This is a genomic window from Kribbella sp. NPDC048837 (genome assembly GCF_055586945.1).
The window spans coordinates 693,351-708,924 of sequence record NZ_JBVJHF010000002.1; the positions used below are offsets into that span (position 1 = coordinate 693,351).

19 protein-coding genes and 2 pseudogenes are annotated in these 15,574 nt (G+C 68.5%); 7 read left to right on the top strand and 14 right to left on the bottom strand.

Translation table 11 applies throughout. The features are described from left to right. Positions 1-2 precede the first annotated feature (2 nt). Together ACZ6O0_RS11175 and ACZ6O0_RS11180 are read right to left on the bottom strand one after the other, a co-directional pair. Positions 3-170 carry a hypothetical protein gene (locus ACZ6O0_RS11175; protein ID WP_465764696.1) on the bottom strand — a complete coding sequence of 56 codons (168 nt, stop codon included), beginning with the start codon at positions 168-170 and terminating at the stop codon, positions 3-5. 201 nt (positions 171-371) lie between these two features. Further along, positions 372-1,583: a M48 family metalloprotease gene (locus ACZ6O0_RS11180; protein ID WP_465764697.1), complete on the bottom strand. Its 1,212-nt coding sequence runs from the start codon at positions 1,581-1,583 to the stop codon at positions 372-374. Between the two features lie 195 nt (positions 1,584-1,778). Between ACZ6O0_RS11180 and ACZ6O0_RS11185 the strand changes: the two genes are divergently transcribed. Beyond that, positions 1,779-1,940: a hypothetical protein gene (locus ACZ6O0_RS11185; RefSeq protein ID WP_465764698.1), complete on the top strand. Its 162-nt coding sequence runs from the start codon at positions 1,779-1,781 to the stop codon at positions 1,938-1,940. Between the two features lie 42 nt (positions 1,941-1,982). Here the strand turns inward: ACZ6O0_RS11185 and ACZ6O0_RS11190 are convergent, their stop codons facing one another. The 3 genes from ACZ6O0_RS11190 to ACZ6O0_RS11200 are packed head-to-tail and all read right to left on the bottom strand — an operon-like array spanning position 1,983 to position 5,739. Then, positions 1,983-3,152 carry a cysteine desulfurase family protein gene (locus ACZ6O0_RS11190; protein WP_465764699.1) on the bottom strand — a complete coding sequence of 390 codons (1,170 nt, stop codon included), beginning with the start codon at positions 3,150-3,152 and terminating at the stop codon, positions 1,983-1,985. Then, on the bottom strand, positions 3,149-4,390 hold the full coding sequence (locus tag ACZ6O0_RS11195) for an MFS transporter (RefSeq protein WP_465764700.1): 1,242 nt from the start codon (positions 4,388-4,390) through the stop codon (positions 3,149-3,151). Before ACZ6O0_RS11195 ends, ACZ6O0_RS11190 begins: the two co-directional genes overlap by 4 nt. Continuing rightward, positions 4,387-5,739, bottom strand: a complete 1,353-nt coding sequence (locus ACZ6O0_RS11200) for an MBL fold metallo-hydrolase (RefSeq protein ID WP_465764701.1) — start codon at positions 5,737-5,739, stop codon at positions 4,387-4,389. The genes ACZ6O0_RS11195 and ACZ6O0_RS11200 overlap by 4 nt, the downstream gene beginning before the upstream one ends. 36 nt (positions 5,740-5,775) lie before the next feature. On the opposite strand from ACZ6O0_RS11200, the gene ACZ6O0_RS11205 reads away from it, so the two are divergent. Together ACZ6O0_RS11205 and ACZ6O0_RS11210 are read left to right on the top strand one after the other, a co-directional pair. After that, positions 5,776-6,432, top strand: a complete 657-nt coding sequence (locus tag ACZ6O0_RS11205; protein WP_465764702.1) for an ArsR/SmtB family transcription factor — start codon at positions 5,776-5,778, stop codon at positions 6,430-6,432. Positions 6,433-6,471: 39 nt separating this feature from the next. Further along, the gene (locus tag ACZ6O0_RS11210; RefSeq protein ID WP_465764703.1) at positions 6,472-6,867 is read left to right on the top strand and encodes a rhodanese-like domain-containing protein; all 396 of its coding nucleotides are present in this window, start codon (positions 6,472-6,474) and stop codon (positions 6,865-6,867) included. A gap of 40 nt (positions 6,868-6,907) precedes the next feature. Here ACZ6O0_RS11210 and ACZ6O0_RS11215 read toward each other — a convergent pair whose 3' ends face one another. From ACZ6O0_RS11215 to ACZ6O0_RS11240, 6 genes and pseudogenes are all read right to left on the bottom strand, one after another. Continuing rightward, entirely contained in the window at positions 6,908-7,180 is a 273-nt protein-coding gene (locus tag ACZ6O0_RS11215) for a hypothetical protein (RefSeq protein ID WP_465764704.1), read from the bottom strand. A 505-nt stretch (positions 7,181-7,685) separates the two neighbouring features. After that, entirely contained in the window at positions 7,686-8,345 is a 660-nt protein-coding gene (locus ACZ6O0_RS11220) for a class I SAM-dependent methyltransferase (RefSeq protein ID WP_465764705.1), read from the bottom strand. Then, positions 8,342-8,971 carry a TetR/AcrR family transcriptional regulator gene (locus ACZ6O0_RS11225; protein ID WP_465764706.1) on the bottom strand — a complete coding sequence of 210 codons (630 nt, stop codon included), beginning with the start codon at positions 8,969-8,971 and terminating at the stop codon, positions 8,342-8,344. Before ACZ6O0_RS11225 ends, ACZ6O0_RS11220 begins: the two co-directional genes overlap by 4 nt. 318 nt (positions 8,972-9,289) lie before the next feature. Continuing rightward, complete coding sequence (locus ACZ6O0_RS11230; RefSeq protein WP_465764707.1) at positions 9,290-10,597, bottom strand: adenylate/guanylate cyclase domain-containing protein; 1,308 nt, start codon at positions 10,595-10,597, stop codon at positions 9,290-9,292. 190 nt (positions 10,598-10,787) lie between these two features. Beyond that, a pseudogene (locus ACZ6O0_RS11235) lies at positions 10,788-10,883 on the bottom strand (NAD(P)-binding protein); the annotation flags it as partial. Between the two features lie 55 nt (positions 10,884-10,938). Continuing rightward, on the bottom strand, positions 10,939-11,220 hold the full coding sequence (locus tag ACZ6O0_RS11240; RefSeq protein WP_465764708.1) for a hypothetical protein: 282 nt from the start codon (positions 11,218-11,220) through the stop codon (positions 10,939-10,941). A 129-nt stretch (positions 11,221-11,349) separates the two neighbouring features. Between ACZ6O0_RS11240 and ACZ6O0_RS11245 the strand changes: the two genes are divergently transcribed. Together ACZ6O0_RS11245 and ACZ6O0_RS11250 are read left to right on the top strand one after the other, a co-directional pair. After that, a complete protein-coding gene (locus ACZ6O0_RS11245) occupies positions 11,350-12,231 on the top strand; it encodes a LysR family transcriptional regulator (protein ID WP_465764709.1) in 882 nt (293 codons plus the stop codon). A gap of 413 nt (positions 12,232-12,644) precedes the next feature. Further along, positions 12,645-12,932: a hypothetical protein gene (locus ACZ6O0_RS11250; RefSeq protein WP_465764710.1), complete on the top strand. Its 288-nt coding sequence runs from the start codon at positions 12,645-12,647 to the stop codon at positions 12,930-12,932. Positions 12,933-12,960: 28 nt separating this feature from the next. Here the strand turns inward: ACZ6O0_RS11250 and ACZ6O0_RS11255 are convergent, their stop codons facing one another. Beyond that, positions 12,961-13,269, bottom strand: coding sequence for an ArsR/SmtB family transcription factor (locus ACZ6O0_RS11255; protein ID WP_465764711.1), 309 nt, complete (start codon positions 13,267-13,269; stop codon positions 12,961-12,963). A gap of 94 nt (positions 13,270-13,363) precedes the next feature. Next, complete coding sequence (locus ACZ6O0_RS11260) at positions 13,364-13,801, bottom strand: SRPBCC family protein (RefSeq protein WP_465764712.1); 438 nt, start codon at positions 13,799-13,801, stop codon at positions 13,364-13,366. Positions 13,802-14,013: 212 nt separating this feature from the next. On the opposite strand from ACZ6O0_RS11260, the pseudogene ACZ6O0_RS11265 reads away from it, so the two are divergent. Together ACZ6O0_RS11265 and ACZ6O0_RS11270 are read left to right on the top strand one after the other, a co-directional pair. Then, positions 14,014-14,598 (top strand): annotated as a pseudogene (locus ACZ6O0_RS11265) (TSUP family transporter); the annotation flags it as partial. 260 nt (positions 14,599-14,858) lie between these two features. Next, a complete protein-coding gene (locus tag ACZ6O0_RS11270) occupies positions 14,859-14,993 on the top strand; it encodes a hypothetical protein (protein WP_465765601.1) in 135 nt (44 codons plus the stop codon). A gap of 87 nt (positions 14,994-15,080) precedes the next feature. On the opposite strand, the gene ACZ6O0_RS11275 is transcribed toward ACZ6O0_RS11270, so the two are convergent. Next, positions 15,081-15,566, bottom strand: coding sequence for an Hsp20/alpha crystallin family protein (locus tag ACZ6O0_RS11275; RefSeq protein WP_465764713.1), 486 nt, complete (start codon positions 15,564-15,566; stop codon positions 15,081-15,083). Positions 15,567-15,574 lie beyond the last annotated feature (8 nt).

Consider the following 15,574-nt stretch of genomic DNA (forward strand, 5'->3'; position numbering starts at 1 on the left):
GGTCACGGCAGCGTCTGCAGTTCCTCGACCTCCGTGCGCGCATCGTGTAGTGCAGTGACGGCACGTTGAATGAGATCTTCTGCCCGAGTGAGGTGGCAGGCCATCCGGTCGATCACGTCGTCCGGGTTCTCGATCGGATCTACGAGTCGGTCTTGAGGCATCTGAGTCATCCGGTGCAACCCGGCCGCAACCAGGCGGAGAAGTGGATCTGAGCAGCGCCCGCGGAGGATAAGTGCAGCAACAACCACCAGGCGACTTCCGGCCGCACCCGCTCCGACATCGACCCGGCCAGATCGGCCGACGCCTTGTCGATCCGCCGAGCGGGAATAACCTCAGGCTCGCATGTCGTGTCTCCCAATTCCTGCGCCTTCCTAGCGGTAGTGGGACGGCTGGTGGCCGCTCTGCGGGTCCGACTTGAGGCGACGCTCCAAAGCCCGCAGCCGGGCAGAATCGAGCGGCTGAGCGCCCTTCAGACCCGGCCGAGTCGTGGTCTGCCAGGCCTGCGCCCGTTGACCCTCCCGACCGGTGAAGACCTCGGCCAGGAACACGCCGTACCCGAGATCCACGACGACCCGATCGGCCAACTTCTCCTGTGAGCGGGCGGCCCACGGCACCACGAATGGCGCGAGGAACGGCGACAACATGAACACCACGTAGTGCGAGAAGCCGAGGAAGAGCCACACCCCGAGTACACCCAGCAGCAAGAACCCAATGACGATCTTGGCCAGGATCGACAACACCCGATGCCGCAAGCAAAAGACGATCACCCGGCCCATCAGGCGGGCAGGCAGGGTGAGCCAGTACAGCAGCAGCGCCAGCGCCCGAGGCACCGCCAGATGGTGCGCCAGCTCGTGCGCCAACACAGCCTCCAGGTGGCGGGTCGGCAGCGAGTAGACAGCCCAGCTCGTCACCGCCACGGACGACCCTGGGGTGATCGGGGCAGTTGCCTCTGGTCCCTCATGTACCCACACCCGGTAACGGTCAGGGTCGACGCAAGCAGCGGCGCAGACCGCCCACCAGGCCGGGCCCAGCCGGCGGCACTCCCAGTCCGAAGGCGGCCGAAGCCGATACACCCGCCACGCGAGCAAGTCCTCCGCACGCGGATGCAGAACTACCGCGGCCGCCGCCGCGCCCCAGACCGCCAGCCCGATCCAATACAGGCCTCGCCACGGAACCCCGAGAAACTGAATCGACAGCCAGCTCCACCACAGCCACGGCAGAGCGAGCGCCAGCTCAACCCACCCCGAGGGCTTCACCTTCCGCACGAACTTCGGCAGCTGTGGGGGCTTCGGCGAGACGATCGGTGCGGTCTGCGGCTGGGGCGGCTGTGCTGACGCTGGGCGGGGTGCCGGCCCGTGACCTGGTCGCGGACCGGGCAGCGGCCTCCGAGGCGGAGGATCAGGCCGCACAGCGGGTGGTCCGGGCCCGGTCGCTCCTGGGTCGCGAGGGTGAAGGACCCGCGGAGAGGAGGGACTCGGGCGGTTGGCATTTTGGTTGCTATCGGCCCCGTTCACCCTCCGCACAGTAGCTGCGGCGGCGGTGATTCGAACAGGCGTTTGCAGGTTGCTGCAGCGCCTCGACATCCGAACGGCGACATGAGCTGACCACTGGGCGCATGCTGGTGCCGTGGCCAGGGTGTGGCGGTGCGGGAAGTGTGACGGGGCCGACGTCCCCGAGCACCACCGGTTCTGCCCGCACCGCGACACGCCGCGCACGGTGAAGCGGGTGCTCGTCGTGGTGTGGCCGCCGTTCTGCCGAGTGCGGCGCAGAGGCCGCGTGTGACGCCGCGCCGTAGCGAGGCGGCCGGGGTGCGGATCCCGGCCGAGCTGGCCGGGCCGGTCGAGGTCGCACTGGCCCGCTCGGTCGACCAGATCCCGGCCCCGAACGCTCTGCCGGGCGGGGCACGCTACGAGGTGAAGTGGGACGGCTACCTTCACTGAACCTGTCAACAAGCCAGCTGGCCGCCGGGGGCCGTCTCCTCTCTAGAGCGTGCCGTGCAGCGTTGCAGCCGCTTTGGTCACTGTGGCTGCAGCAGTTTCGATGGCGTCGGCTGTGGTCCAGCGGCCCAGCGATAGTCGGAGGGCTGCGAGCGCTCGTTGCTGGCCGAGACCCATGGCGTTCAGCACGGGGGACGGGGTGTGGGTGCCGCTGTGACAGGCGGAGCCGGTGGAAGCGGCGATGCCGACCGCCGCTGCGAGGAGTTCCTGGCCGAGGATCCCGTCGATTCTGACGTTGAGGGTGTTGGGCAGCCTGGCGTGTTCGGGACCGTTGAGGTGGACACGGCCGGGCAGGGCGTCGCGCAAGCGCTGGTGGAGGAGGTCGCGCAGCTGTGCGAGCTGGGCGCCGCGGCCGCTCGCGATTTCGTCTGCCGCGAGCTGTGCGGCGGTGCCGAGGGCGACGGCGAGGGCGACGTTTTCGGTGCCGGATCGCAGGCCTCGTTCCTGCCCGCCGCCGTAGACGACCGGTTCCAGCTGGACGCCGGCACGCACGTACAGTGCCGCGACGCCCTTCGGGGCGTACATCTTGTGTCCGACCACGGTGAGCAGGTCGACTCCGAGCTGGCCGACCGCGACCGGGATCTTCCCGGCGGCTTGGGCTGCGTCGGTGTGGAACAGGGCCCCGGCGCGGTGGGCGAGGTCGGCGAGCGCGGTGATCGGCTGCAGCGCTCCGGTTTCGTTGTTCGCTGCGGCGATCGAGACGAGGACGGTCTCGTCGTCGAGTGCCGCGGCCAGCGTCGCCGGGTCGACGAGGCCTTCTGAGTCGACCGGCAAGACGGTGACCCGGACGCCGTGCAAACGGTTCAGGGCACGGCAGGTCTCGAGGACTGCGGGGTGTTCGGTGGCCTGGGTGATCACGTGGGTTCGGGTTGTCCGGGCGGCGAGAACGGCGCCGCGTAGCGCCAGCAGGTTCGCCTCGGATCCCGAGCCGGTGAACACGATCTCGGCGGGCCGGGCCCCGATGAGTGCGGCGACCTGTGCCCGCGCGTCTGCCATTGCTGTTCTCGGGTCGGTGCCGTAGCTGTGGCTGCTGGAGGGGTTGCCGAAGTACGTCGTGAGGTGCGGCAGCATCGCGTCGACGACGCGCGGGTCGACTGGGGTGGTGGCGTTGTAGTCCAGGTAGATCGGTGCGCCGGTCAGGCCGGGATGGGTCACCTGTTCCTCCTTGGATGGGTCTCGTACATGCGGGCGGCAACGACCAGGCCGGACACAGCAGTCAGGGCCGCGACCGTCCAGACGGCGGCCGGGATGCCCCACAGGTCGGCGACGATTCCGGCGAGCAGGGCGCCGGCGGCGAAGCCACCGTCGCGCCACAGCCGGTAGACACCGACGGCCCGGGCGCGCCAGGCCGGATGCGCAACGTCGCCGATCGTGGCCAGCAGCGTCGGGTAGACCATCGCGGTGCCCAGACCGAGCAGTGTCAGCGCGGCGATCCACTGGCCGAAGGTGTCGCCGGCGGCCACCATCGCCAGTGCGACGGCTTGCAGCAGCATGCCTGCCGCGATCAGCCATTTGCGTCCCCACCGGTCGGACAAGGCACCGGTGGCTAGTTGCCCGAATCCCCAGACCGCGGGATACAGCGCGCCGAGCAGACCGATCCGTGCCACGGACAGGCCGTGGCCGGCGAACAAGATCGGGAACAGGCCCCAGGCCATGCCGTCGTTCAGGTTGTTCACCAACCCGGCCTGGGAGGCAGACGACAGGGCTGGCTCGGTGAAGCTGGTCTGCTTGAAAACCTGCGCGGTCGTCACGTCGCCGTCGGGTGCGGCGCGCGCGGCTTCGTGGTCGGCGTAGCCGCGGGTCTCCCGAACAGCCAAGGTGGACAGCCCCAGGCCGAGTGCGGCGAACGCGGCGCCGAGCAGGAACGGTGCTGGGCGCAGCCCGTAGGCGGCGGCCAGGTAGCCGGTGGCCATGGCGGTGGCGGCGACGGCGAGGTAGCCGGCGGCTTCGTTCAGCCCCATGGCCAGGCCGCGTCTGGCCGGGCCGACGAGGTCGATTTTCATGATGACGGTGGTTGACCAGGTCAGTCCCTGGTTGATCCCGAGCAGGACGTTGGCGGCGATCACCCAGCCCCAGTTCGGTGCCCAGATCAGCAGCAATGGAACGGGGAGCCCGATCAGCCAGCCGGCGACCAGGACCGGTTTGCGGCCGTAGCGGTCCGACCAGGTGCCGGCGAAGAAGTTGGTCGCGGCCTTCACGGCGCCGAACGCGAGGATGAAGGTCAGGGCCGCGGTGTATTTGGTGAGGCCGAAGGTCTGGTCGGCCAGCAACGGCAAGACGATGCGTTCCTGGCCGAGCATGCCGCCGACCAGGGCGTTGATCGCGACCAGCAGGACGAACTGGGCGAGGTTGGCGCGCAGCCCGAGCTGTGGGCTCTTGGCCGAGGTCGTCATGCCAGCGTCCGCCCCGTTGCGGTGGCGAGGTCGTCGGGGCCGCCGTCGAGCACTCGCACGTCACGGTGTCCGGCCCGCTGCAGCAGGCTGGCGCCGGTCATCGCCCGCTCGCCGTGCCCGCACATCACCACCATCGGGCCGGGTTCGAGGTCTCCGGAACGTTCGGGCAGCGCTCCGAGCTCGAGGTGCTCCGCGCCCGGGGCATGTCCGGAGTGGTATTCGCTGGCTTGGCGGACATCGAGCACGCGGCCGTCGGCAACCTGATCAGGCTGCACTAGCGGCGTCATGGCGGTCGCGCCGTTCCAACCTGCCATGCCGCCGGCGAGTTCACCGCGCGGTAGGCCGATGCCGATCTTCACCGCCTGCCAGGCCAGGTCGTCCAGGTCCTGATCGCGGTTGCGCACCACCAGGTAGGGCGTCGCGGGCTCAAGTAGCCAGCCGAGCCAGGACGCGAACTGTGCGCGCAGGGCGATCGAAATCGCGCCGGGGATATGACCGGCGGCGAAGTCGCCGATCGGGCGCACGTCGACCACCACCGCGCCCGCGTCGACAGCGGCGCTGAACTGGTCGGCGGACAGCGCCGGCACGCGCAGTGGGTCCTCGAGCAGCGCGGGGCCGCGACGGTTGGCTTCAGGCAGGTGCAGGAAGTACGGCGGGAAGCTGCCCAGTCCGGCGAGGAGTTGCGCGACGAACGTGTCCTCGTCCGGTGCCTGCAGCAGCGGGTTCGTCTGCTTCTCCCACCCGATCGTGGTGATCCGCTCGCCGCTTCCCGGCGCCGAGCAGAACGATCCGGCCCCGTGGGTCGGCCAGATCGTCGTTGCCTCGGGCAACGCGGCCAGCCGCCGCAGCGACCGGTACTGCAACCGGGACAGCCGCTCGGTCTGATCGGCGCCTGCCAGATCGGTGCGGGCGGCGCCACCGACGATCAGCGACCCACCGGTGAACACTCCCAGGCGCTCCGGCCCGTCGAGCAGCTCGAACGACAGGTGCTCACCGGTATGGCCGGGCGTCGCCACGGCACGCAACGTCAGACCGCCCAGGTCCACCTCATCACCGTCGGCCAACGGCTGGTGCGTGAACTCCCGGCCGCCGGCGGCCGATGCGAGCAGCTTCGCGCCGTCGACCGCCGCGAGTCGCACCGCACCGGACAGAAAGTCGGCATGCAGGTGCGTATCGGCAGCGAACGCCACCGTCAGCCCGCGCCGACCGGCTGCGACCCGCAGCGCGCGCAGATCCAGCGACGGGTCGACGGCCAGAGCCCGCCCGTCGCCCAGATCGACCAGATACGACGAGTTGCCCAGCCCCTCGTCCACGACCGGAACGATCCTCTTGCTCAGCTCACCATCCACTCCTACACTATTCCATGAATCTCTGGAGGAGTGTCAATGGGTGATCAGGTGGCCAAGGCCGCGCTGTTCGAGCAGTTCGCGCAGGTCGGCAAGGCGCTCGGCAGCGCCAAGCGGCTTGAGCTGCTGGATCTACTCGCCCAGGGCGAACGGTCGGTGGAGGTGCTCGCCGGGCGGGCCGGGCTGGGGCTAACCACCGCGTCGAACCACCTGCAGCTGCTGCGGCAGGCCGGGCTGGTGATCGGCCGCAAGGACGGCACGAAGGTCTACTACCGGCTGGCCGGCGGCGACGTGGCCGCGCTGTGGGCGCAGTTGCGCGACGTCGCCGCGGCGCATCTGGCCGAGGTGGAGCGCGCGCGGCGCGCCTACTTGGGCGACGATGACATCGCCGAGGTGACCCGCGACGAGTTGCTGCGCCTGTTGGAGGCCGGTGATGTCACGGTCGTCGATGTCCGCCCCGGCGAGGAGTACACCGCCGGACACATCCCCGGCGCGGTCTCGATCCCGGTCGACGAACTCGCCGACCGGCTGGCCGAGCTGCCTGCCGGTACGACGATCGTGGCGTACTGCCGCGGCGCCTACTGCGTGCTGGCCCACGAAGCCGTGCGCACTCTGGCCGCCGGGGGGCGGAACGCGGCGCGGCTGAGCGAGGGGATGCTCGAGTGGCGCTTGGCCGAGCTCCCTGTTGCGAGCTGAGCGAACCAGCCGCAGCCGATTCGCTTGCCAGGAGGGGCAGTGGGCATCGAAGAGACGTTGAACCGGGTGCGTTCAGGCCTGGCGCGGCTGGAGCCTGCGGAGGCCTACGCGGCCAGCCAGGACGAAGCGACGTTCATCGTCGACACGCGGCCCGAATGCCAGCGGCGTGAAGCCGGCGAGATCGCCGGGGCGATCGTCATCGAACGCAACCATCTGGAGTGGCGCCTCGACCCCAGCAGCGCCGCCCGGATACCCCAGGCCGTCGACGCGAACATCCGGTGGATCGTCTTGTGCGAAGGCGGCTATTCCTCAAGCCTGGCAGCCGACTCGCTACGCCAGCTCGGCCTCCACCGCAGTACCGATGTCATCGGCGGCTTCAACGCCTGGCGGTCCGCGGGCCTGCCGATCATTCGACCTGGAGCCGCCGGGCGATAGAGCCCGGCGGCCTGCACAGGCGAGCGCCCCGGTCGCGAAGTCAGGTGAGGTCTATCCGGGTGGTGTGCCACAGCCCGGTCGCGGCGACGGTCAGCCCGTAGAGGGCCAGGACTACGCCGCCTTGCCAGGGTTGGAGGAAGTCCTGGTCGGTCAGGGTGATCTGCGTCAGGGCACTGGCCGAGGGGCCCGGCAGGTACACGGTCCAGTCGTGCAGGGTTGGGATGCGGGTGACGATCGGTTCGGCGACGAACAGGTAGACCAGCAGACCGAAAACGGCCGCGACCTGGTCACGCAGCAACGCGCCCAGCCCCACGCCCAGGACGGCGAAGGCGGTGACCGCGGCGATGACCCCGGCCAGGGTTGCGGTATGACGCGGATCTGGCGGAGTTCGGCAAAGATCCGCCTGGCCGTGCCGGTCGCTGGCTGAACGATGACGGGATTGCTGTGGTCCGAGGCGGTGGGTTCGACTTGGCCGGATCGGCGCCGGCTACTGGGTAAGCGCACCCTGTAGTTGCGAAACCGAGCACGATCAGAGCGGCAAGGAGGGAGCGTATCGCGCGACCTTAAAGTACCCGCTCAGGTCTCGCCCGCCATAGGTAACGGCTCAGCCTCATCTCAGTCTCTACGAGCTGCGCGAGCTGGGCTAACGCTCAGCAGTTCAGCCTGGGAACAAAGGGGCGTCGATCCGAGGCAACCGGAGTCAAGACCGGCCGGGCTGGTGTTGGCTGGTTACGCCTGAGAGGGGGATGTCGGTGGAGCCGGGTCGGTTTCTAAGTCGCAAGTCACTCGACTGAACTGCCGCGAAGCAGAGGGTGAACCTAGGTCCGTGAACCGTCCTGTGGCCTGATTGCGTGGATGCGCTCAACGGTGCCGGCCTTGGATCGATGGGTTTCGACGATCTCGAAGCCGGCGGCACGGACGATCGGGAGCTGGCGGCGGGTGAAATGCTCCCCGGCCAGGGGGATGGTGAGCCGTTCGGCGAGCCATTGGAGCGCATAGACGGGAGGCCAAGTGCTGCCGATGTGGTCCAGGAGCAGGAGCCGGCCGCCGGGGACCAGCGAGCGGTTCATCTCGGCGATGGCGAGTGCGGGGTTGGGGATGGTGCACAGCGAGAGGGCACACACGACGGTGTCGAAGGACGCGTCGTCGACGGGCAGGTGCGCTGCGTCGCCTTGGCGGAGGTCGGCTGAGATGCCGAGCCCGTCGGCACGGTCTCGAGCGATGGCGAGCATCTCAGAGCTGAGCTCGATGCCGGTGAGCGTGATGTCCTGGGCGTAGTACTGCAGGCTACGGCCGGTGCCAATGGCCACCTCGAGCACCCGCCCTCGGGCGCGCTCGGCGAGCCACTCGCGGCTGCCGGCGAACTGGACGCGCTCGAAGAACGCGATCTGCTTGTCGTAGCCGGGCGCGGCCTTGTCCCAGACCCGTTGTTGCTTCGCGGTCGGGGTCTCGCAGGTCTTCGGCTTAGTGTCGGTCATGACTGGGGTCCTTCCTGTGAAGTCGGGGGTAGGTGGCAATCCGCCGCGGGCTCGGTCCCGGCTTCGATGACGCCCATTACTGCTCGCCGGACGCGGGCAGCAGCGCGGTCGGGGTCGGGCTGACCGGCGTCGAGCCAGGCGATGATGGCCTCGATCGCGACCGTCGGGGCGAGTTGCGCGGCCCAGCGGGCGAGCCCGGGCTCGGGTATGACCTCGGAGATCTGTAGGTAGGCGGCCGCGACGATGTCGGAGCGGAACTTCTCGATGCGGCCCTTGAACTCCGGCTCGCGCAGCGCGTGCACGAACAACAAGCGGAACCCGGCCGGTGACTCGGTCGCGGCGGCGAGGAGCCCATCGATGCTGTCGTCGGTGAACCCGCCCACCGGCTCGGCGACGTGGGCCTCGAGCCGAGCACACATCCGGTCGAGCACCGACTGGTAGAGCTCGCTCTTGGAGTCGAAGTGCCTGTACAAGATGACCCGGGTGACCCCCGCCGCCGCCGCGATCTCGTCCAGGTTGGTGGACATGAAGCCCCATTGGGCGAACGCCTCGGTGGCTGCGCCCAAGATCTGCTCTCGACGTTGCTCGCGCGTCAGCCGCCGCACCGGCTGGTGCTCGTTGGCCACATCGCTCTCCTTGTCAACTCACAGATGTATCCGTCAGAAGGTACATCTGAAAGTATACTTTGTGACGAAGTCGCTCGCCAGAGAACACGGCAGATCGAATCGGCTCCGGGCTCTTCGCCAGGGCCTGATCTGGTCTGGCGCGATAGGAGCGCGGCATCGCCCCGACAGAGCTCTGGCGCAGGTCGGCATGCCAGCGAAGCGGCCGGAGGCATGGCCTGTACGTAGGCGATGGTCGCCTGGCTTGGGCCTCCAAGGTTCTCGCGGAACCGGGACGGCGCGGTCATGAAGACGTGGCTGGCAGTTCGGGTGCGGTGCGTTCTACGGGGACTGCTGCGCCGTCCGCGGGCGCTCGGGCCGATCGAGGAGGAAGGTCTGCATCGGGCCCTTTCCCTTGACCTCGATGGTGCCGCGTGGGCGAACGGCGAACTCCGGGCCGAGGGCGGCGGCCACCCGAGCAGTCACCTGGATCTCCCCGGGCGGCCCGTGGGACTCCATCCGGCTCGCGATGTTCACGGTGTCGCCCCACAGGTCGTAGATGAACTTGCGCCGGCCGATCACGCCGGCGACCACTGGACCCGAGTCGATCCCGATCCGGACCGCGAGCCAGCCCTGCCCCGGGCGGGCGGCGATCCGGGCGATCTCGTCGCGCATCGCGAGCGCGGTCCGGGCGACCGCCGCCAGGTGATCCGGCCGCGGCACCGGCAGCCCGCCGACCAGCATGTACGCGTCCCCGATCGTCTTGATCTTCTCAACGCCCGCCGCGTCGGCGAGCCGGTCGAACGCGGAGAACACCTCGTCCAGCAGCGCCACAACCTCCTCCGCCGCCATCGCCGCAGACCGAGCGGTGAAGCCGACGATGTCGGCGAAGAGCACGCTTACCGCGTCGTGGCGCTCCGCGATCACGCCCGGCTCGGCTTTGAGGCGCTCGGCGATCCGCACCGGCAGCACGTTGAGCAGCAGCCGCTCCGACCTCTCCCGCTCCAGCTGGAGCTCCCGGTGGTCGCGGTCCCGCTGCTCCACGAAGTAGCCGAGCATCAGATACGCGCTCACCATGACGCCTGCGATGTTCAGCACCAGGAACGTGACCACGAAGCCGGTCGGTAGCGCCACTGGGGAGTCTGCGAGCCGGGCGTCGGCGAGACCGAGCAGGACCAACTCGACCAGGAACACCGCAAGCCACGGCACGGAGCGCCAGAGCCCGAGCATCGCGAGCGCCGCCAGCGGCGTGACCATCGCCCACAGGATCATCCCGCTCGAGGCCACGAAGCCGCCGAGCGAGACCTGCAGCAAGGCAGGCAGCACCGAGAACGTCGCGAGTTGGGTGGTGCGGAACGTGCCGAAACGCCGCGTCCGCGCCAGCACGACCAGCCCGATGACGGTGATCACCTGGTAGCTGCCCGGGATCGCCGCCGAGACCGGGTCGCCGAACGCGAGATAGGTGCTCACCCAGATCGTGGAGAGTAGGGCGATCAAAACCGCCCCGAAGATGAGCGTCCCCTGCCGGAGCCGCTCGTCCTGGGAGTCCTCCCGTCGAGCGCCGAGATCGGCCAGCCGCTCCAACCCGTGGATGACAGCCCGCGCCAGGCCACGCCCGCGGACACCGGCCTGGAACCAGGACCCGGTCACGGGAGGATCGGATGCGCGCGATCGGCTGGCGGCATCCTCCGTAAGAGGTCCTGCGGAGCCGGCGCTGTATTGTTCGGAGGTCTGCACGCCCAAGTCGGCCGCCATGTTCTGGACCCGCCGCTCGCCGGCCCAGAACCAGGTCGCCCCGAGGTCGAGTGACCCACCGGCGACATCGAAACCTTATTCGTCCGCCGATGCGATCGCGGGCTTCCAGACACAGCATGTCGAGGCCAGCGAGTGTGGCGGTCACGGTCAATCCGGCGACACCAGCACCGACAACCACCACCTCGCGTCGCGCTGGAAATCGTCATCTGCAGCGCCTTCTGATCGTCGTGCCGCGGTCAGGCTTCCTCGTAGATCCGGACCTCGGGCCCTGCCGCAAGCAGGGGTGACAGTTCGCCGACGACATCGGTCGTGAAGAGGCTGCTGGACAGGTACGCCTCCGCATCCGATACCGAGGCGAAGCCGTGCAGGACCTGCACATCATCGCTGCGCACGAGAAGTTGCTTGGACTTCGCGCCGGGAACCTGGTCCAGGAACGCCTGCCGATACTTCATGTAGACGCCAGCCGCCGCAGCCCGGTTCTCGTCCGCGATCTTGAGCGTGATCTCCAACAGTGCCATAACATCTCCTTAGAGCGGTGGATGTACACCTGACGGTGTGATTCTTCTATGCCATGCTGACAGCGTGATTCGTGACCGGGAAGGGAGTGTTGTCGCATGGCGGATATAACGAGGATGTATGGCGACACGGTGAAGATCACCCAGTTGTACTACATGCGTGCCGCCGCCGACCTGGGTTCGTTTTCCCGCGCCGCCGCGTCGCTCGGCGTCACCCAGCCGGCCCTGTCCAACGGCATCGCCGCGTTGGAACGTGTGCTGGGCGGTGCGCTGTTCACCCGCTCCACCACCGGCGCTACCCCGACCGCGCTGGCCCTGCGGGTGCTGCCCCAGGTCAACGCTGTCCTCGCCAGCCTGGAAACCATCCTCGCCGAGGCCCGCGCCGCGGCCGGCGTCAATGCCCAACCGCTTCGGGTCGGAGTATCGCCACTGATCCCACCCGCTCTGATCGCACGGGTCTTCGAAGCCGCCCGCCGCGACCCGCCGATCGCCCTCGTGCTCACCGAAGACAACCTCGCCGACCTGCGCGCCGGCCTCCTTGGCCGCCGCCTCGACGTCATCTTCGTCCCTGCAGTCGCCGGCGCTGAGAGCGGCGCCCGCCGCCTGATCGGCGCCGAACCCATCCACTATCTGCCCAGCACCGTCCCGGCCCCCACTCCGGCGGCCGAAGGCCCGGTCGAACTCGGCGACCTTTCCGGCAAACCGCTGGTCATGGTCGGCGAAGGCTGCGGACTGAGTGCCTTTACCCGCTCCCTGTTCGCCCAGTCCGGCGCCCATCTGCATCCCTACCCCGGCGAGGCGGACAGCTACCGCAGCCTCCAAGAGTGGGCCCACCTGGGCCTTGGCGGCGCGCTGCTGCCACGATCGAAACTCGGCACAGACGAACCGAGCCGTCCACTGCTCGACGGCGGGCAACCCGTACAGATCCGATACGAGGCACGCTGGTTCATGCACTCCACAAGAGCCACAGCCATCGAGACCCTCCTCGACGCAATCACTCCACCAACAACCTGACCGACGCCGCGTCAAGACACCCGGCAAACCGTCGCGTGGCTGCCGGACGGATCCACATGGTCATCCGGCAGAACCCGCGAATTCGTGCAGATACTGCCGGATGACCGTGGCTGCTAGGGGCCGATGTGACTGGAACCGTTACGCCATCGACATCCCAGCGCATGTCGATGCGGCAGCGATCAACGGAACGGTGCGGCGCGATCGCAACGTCTTCGGGGCGACGGCCTGTAGGACGCCGCCCACCCGTTGCAGCGTCCGGCGAACCTCCAACTTGGGGTGCCGACTGGCGAGGTTTCGGGGTCACTGCCACCGATCAGGGAGCGCCCAGCGATTCGAAGGTGACGTAGGCGGCAAGACCGAAGAACGAGAAAGCGCAGCCGCAGAGCCTGCCTTTCCCGGGACTCGGGCAGGCGATGGCGGAACTGCCACAAGATGATCCGACCGCTGGAGACCTCGGCGACCGAGTCAAGGCCGAAGCCGACCAGCGCGACGGACCCGGCGGCGAGACCGGCACCGATGGCGATGATCGCTTCGATCACGTTGTAGGTGACCGAGGCGCCGGCCAGCAACTGAGCACGTCGGCTCAGCTTGCGGCGCTGTTCCGGGTCGGTCGTCCAAGTGCGCGGCGGGGCCGGCGAGATCTACAGCGGCTGGACCTGCAGCGGGTGCTGGTCGCTCATGCCTTTGCTTCCACTCCGTAGACCGGGCAGAGCGCGACCGCGTCACCGGTCAGGCCGAGCAGTTGCTCTGCGGCCGACAGCACTGCAGGGTCGCTTCTGGGTGGGTCAGGCTGAACAGCGATGCCCTGCCCGGCGGGCGGGGCTCGACCAGGCCGCAGTCGCGCAGGCAGGCCAGGTGCTTCGACACCGTCGACTGGGCCAGGCCCAGGTGCTCGGTCAGGTCGATGACGCGATGCTCGCCCAGGGCGAGATGCCGCACGATCGCGAGCCGGGACGCGTCGCTGAACCCGTGGAACAGACATGCCGCCGAGGTCAGCGCGGCGGTCTCGTCGACCTGTCCGCGCGCAGCATCGATCACCCTGGTTTCATCGTCATGCAGCGATGCAAACGCCTAGGAGTGCTGATTGGGAAGCGAGGATTACTCGCCGGTCGGCCTGGGTGTGGGGGTGGGTTCAGGTGCGTCCCTCGAGCCGGGCCTTCAGTTGGGCGATGTTGGTCTGCATCTCCTTGCGGGACTGGGGCCGGACGACGAGCGGAACCAGGATCTTACCGATGCCATGGCCGGAGAAGTCCAGATCGATGGTGACCTTGGACTTGTCGGTGTCGAGGGGTTCGACGGTGACGTTCACGATCGAGCGGATCGGGCCGTCGACACCGCGGACGCCCCAGGCCTTCGGCGGGTCCATGGTTGTCAGGCGCGAGGTGACTTCGCGCTCGGCACCGCCGATCCGGCGGGTCGTGGTGCACATGGATCCGACCTGCGCGGGTCCGGGTGACATGTGGCCGCCGGTGACGTTGGCCTGCCACTCGCTGAACCGCGACGGGTCGGTGATGTAGTCGAAGACCTCTTCGGCCGGGCGGTTGATCTCGGCCTGCACCACGATCGACATGCTCGGGGTTCCTTCCACTCGGTGGCGGTGAACGCGTGGTGGGTGGCTCACCTGTGGATCTGACGAACGGTAGTCCTTCAGATCGACACGTGCAGCGCGCGAGAGGGACGCTTTGGGCGACTGGACTTGTCAACCGATGCCAGCAGGTGGACGGGCTCAGTTCGGCGTGATCGCGGCTTCGATACTGGGCCGGTGATGACGGGGAGCCGGTAGTGGCCTGGTCGACGGGGCTGGTCGGGTTCGCGGCTGGACTCTTGATCGCCGTGGTGACGGCGCCGGTTGGCGTATCGGGCGCGGTTTTCCTGCTGCCGGTCCAGCTCAGTGTCCTGGGTGTTCCCAGTCCCGCGGTGACGCCGACGAACCTGTTGTTCAACGTTGTCGCCGGCCCTGGCGCGCTACTGCGGTATCGCCGCCGCGGCGCGTTGGGAGGGCCGTTGACCAGGCGGCTGGTCTTCGGGACGTTGCCGGGGGTGGTGATCGGCGCGGTCATCCGGGTCTTCGCGCTCCCCGGTCCAGGCGTGTTCCGGCTGCTGGTCGCCGGGCTGCTCTTGCCGCTGGGCGGGTGGCTGTGCGCACGAACCCTGTGGCCGGCGACCGCTCGGTCACCGGCCGAGCCGTCACCTAGGGCGGTGACCGCGTTGGCGGTGGTGGTGGGAGTGGTCGGTGGGATCTATGGCATCGGCGGCGGGTCACTGCTGGGCCCGATCTTGGTGGGCCGCGGCGTGCCGGTGGCCAAGGTCGCCCCAGCGGCACTTGCGTCGACGTTCCTGACCTCGGTCGTGGGCGCGGTCACCTATTCGCTGCTGGCTCCGACCAGTTCGGGCGCCGGTCTGGTCGCTCGGGCTTGCCTGCGGGTTCGGTGGCCTGGCAGGCGGCTATCTGGGCGCCCCTTCTGCAGCCTCGGCTGCCCGAGACCGCGCTGCGGCTGCTTTTGGGCGGCCTCGCTGTGGTTCTGGGTGGCTCGTATGCCGTTCAGGTATTCAGCTGAGATCACCCGGTACCTGATCCGGGGCTCGCGGTCTGGCGCCAGGCGCTTGCCTAGGGCAACACTGGCGAAGTGGGCAAGCTGGCGCCCGAGCTACTGGGGCCGGTCGGGCTGGCGCTGGCCCGGGCCGAGGAACATCTGCCCGGGCCCAGGAACATGCCGGGCGGTTCGAGGTTCGAGCTGAAATGGGACGGGTTTCTTCACTGAACCTGTCAAGCAGCGGATAGTGCGCAACTGCCGTTTCGGATGGACGTTGCAACGTTCCGGGCGGCCCCGCGAGATGCTGTCGCGGGTTCAGTCCCTGGGCTTTCCGGTGCCGATGTGAATCCTGTGTGTCTTGGACTTTTCGGCCTTCGGGGCGCGGATCATGAGTACGCCGTCGTGGAGTGTTGCTGTGATCTGTTCACCGATGATCCCGCCGGGCAGCGTGACGGTGTGATGGAGCTGCCCGACGCGGCGGGTCTGCTGGCGCACCAAGCCGGTGTGTTCGCGCTGCTTTATCTCGCCGTGCACGGTCAGCTCGCGGTCTTTCCATTCCAGGGTGATGTCGTCGGGGGCGGCGCCGGGCAGGTCGATCCCGACGATGTAGGCGTCGTCGGTCTCTTCGATGTCCACCAGAAGTGGTGGCCATCCGGTTCGGTCGGCCGTCGTAGGGAACGTTCGCATCATCTGGTCCATTCGTTGCCAGATTTCCTCGAGGCTCGCGAATGGATCGGTCGGCAGCCATCGCACCGGCTCAGTGGCTTGATGGTTGCCGCGTCGACGACTAGGAAGGGCCATCCTCCTCA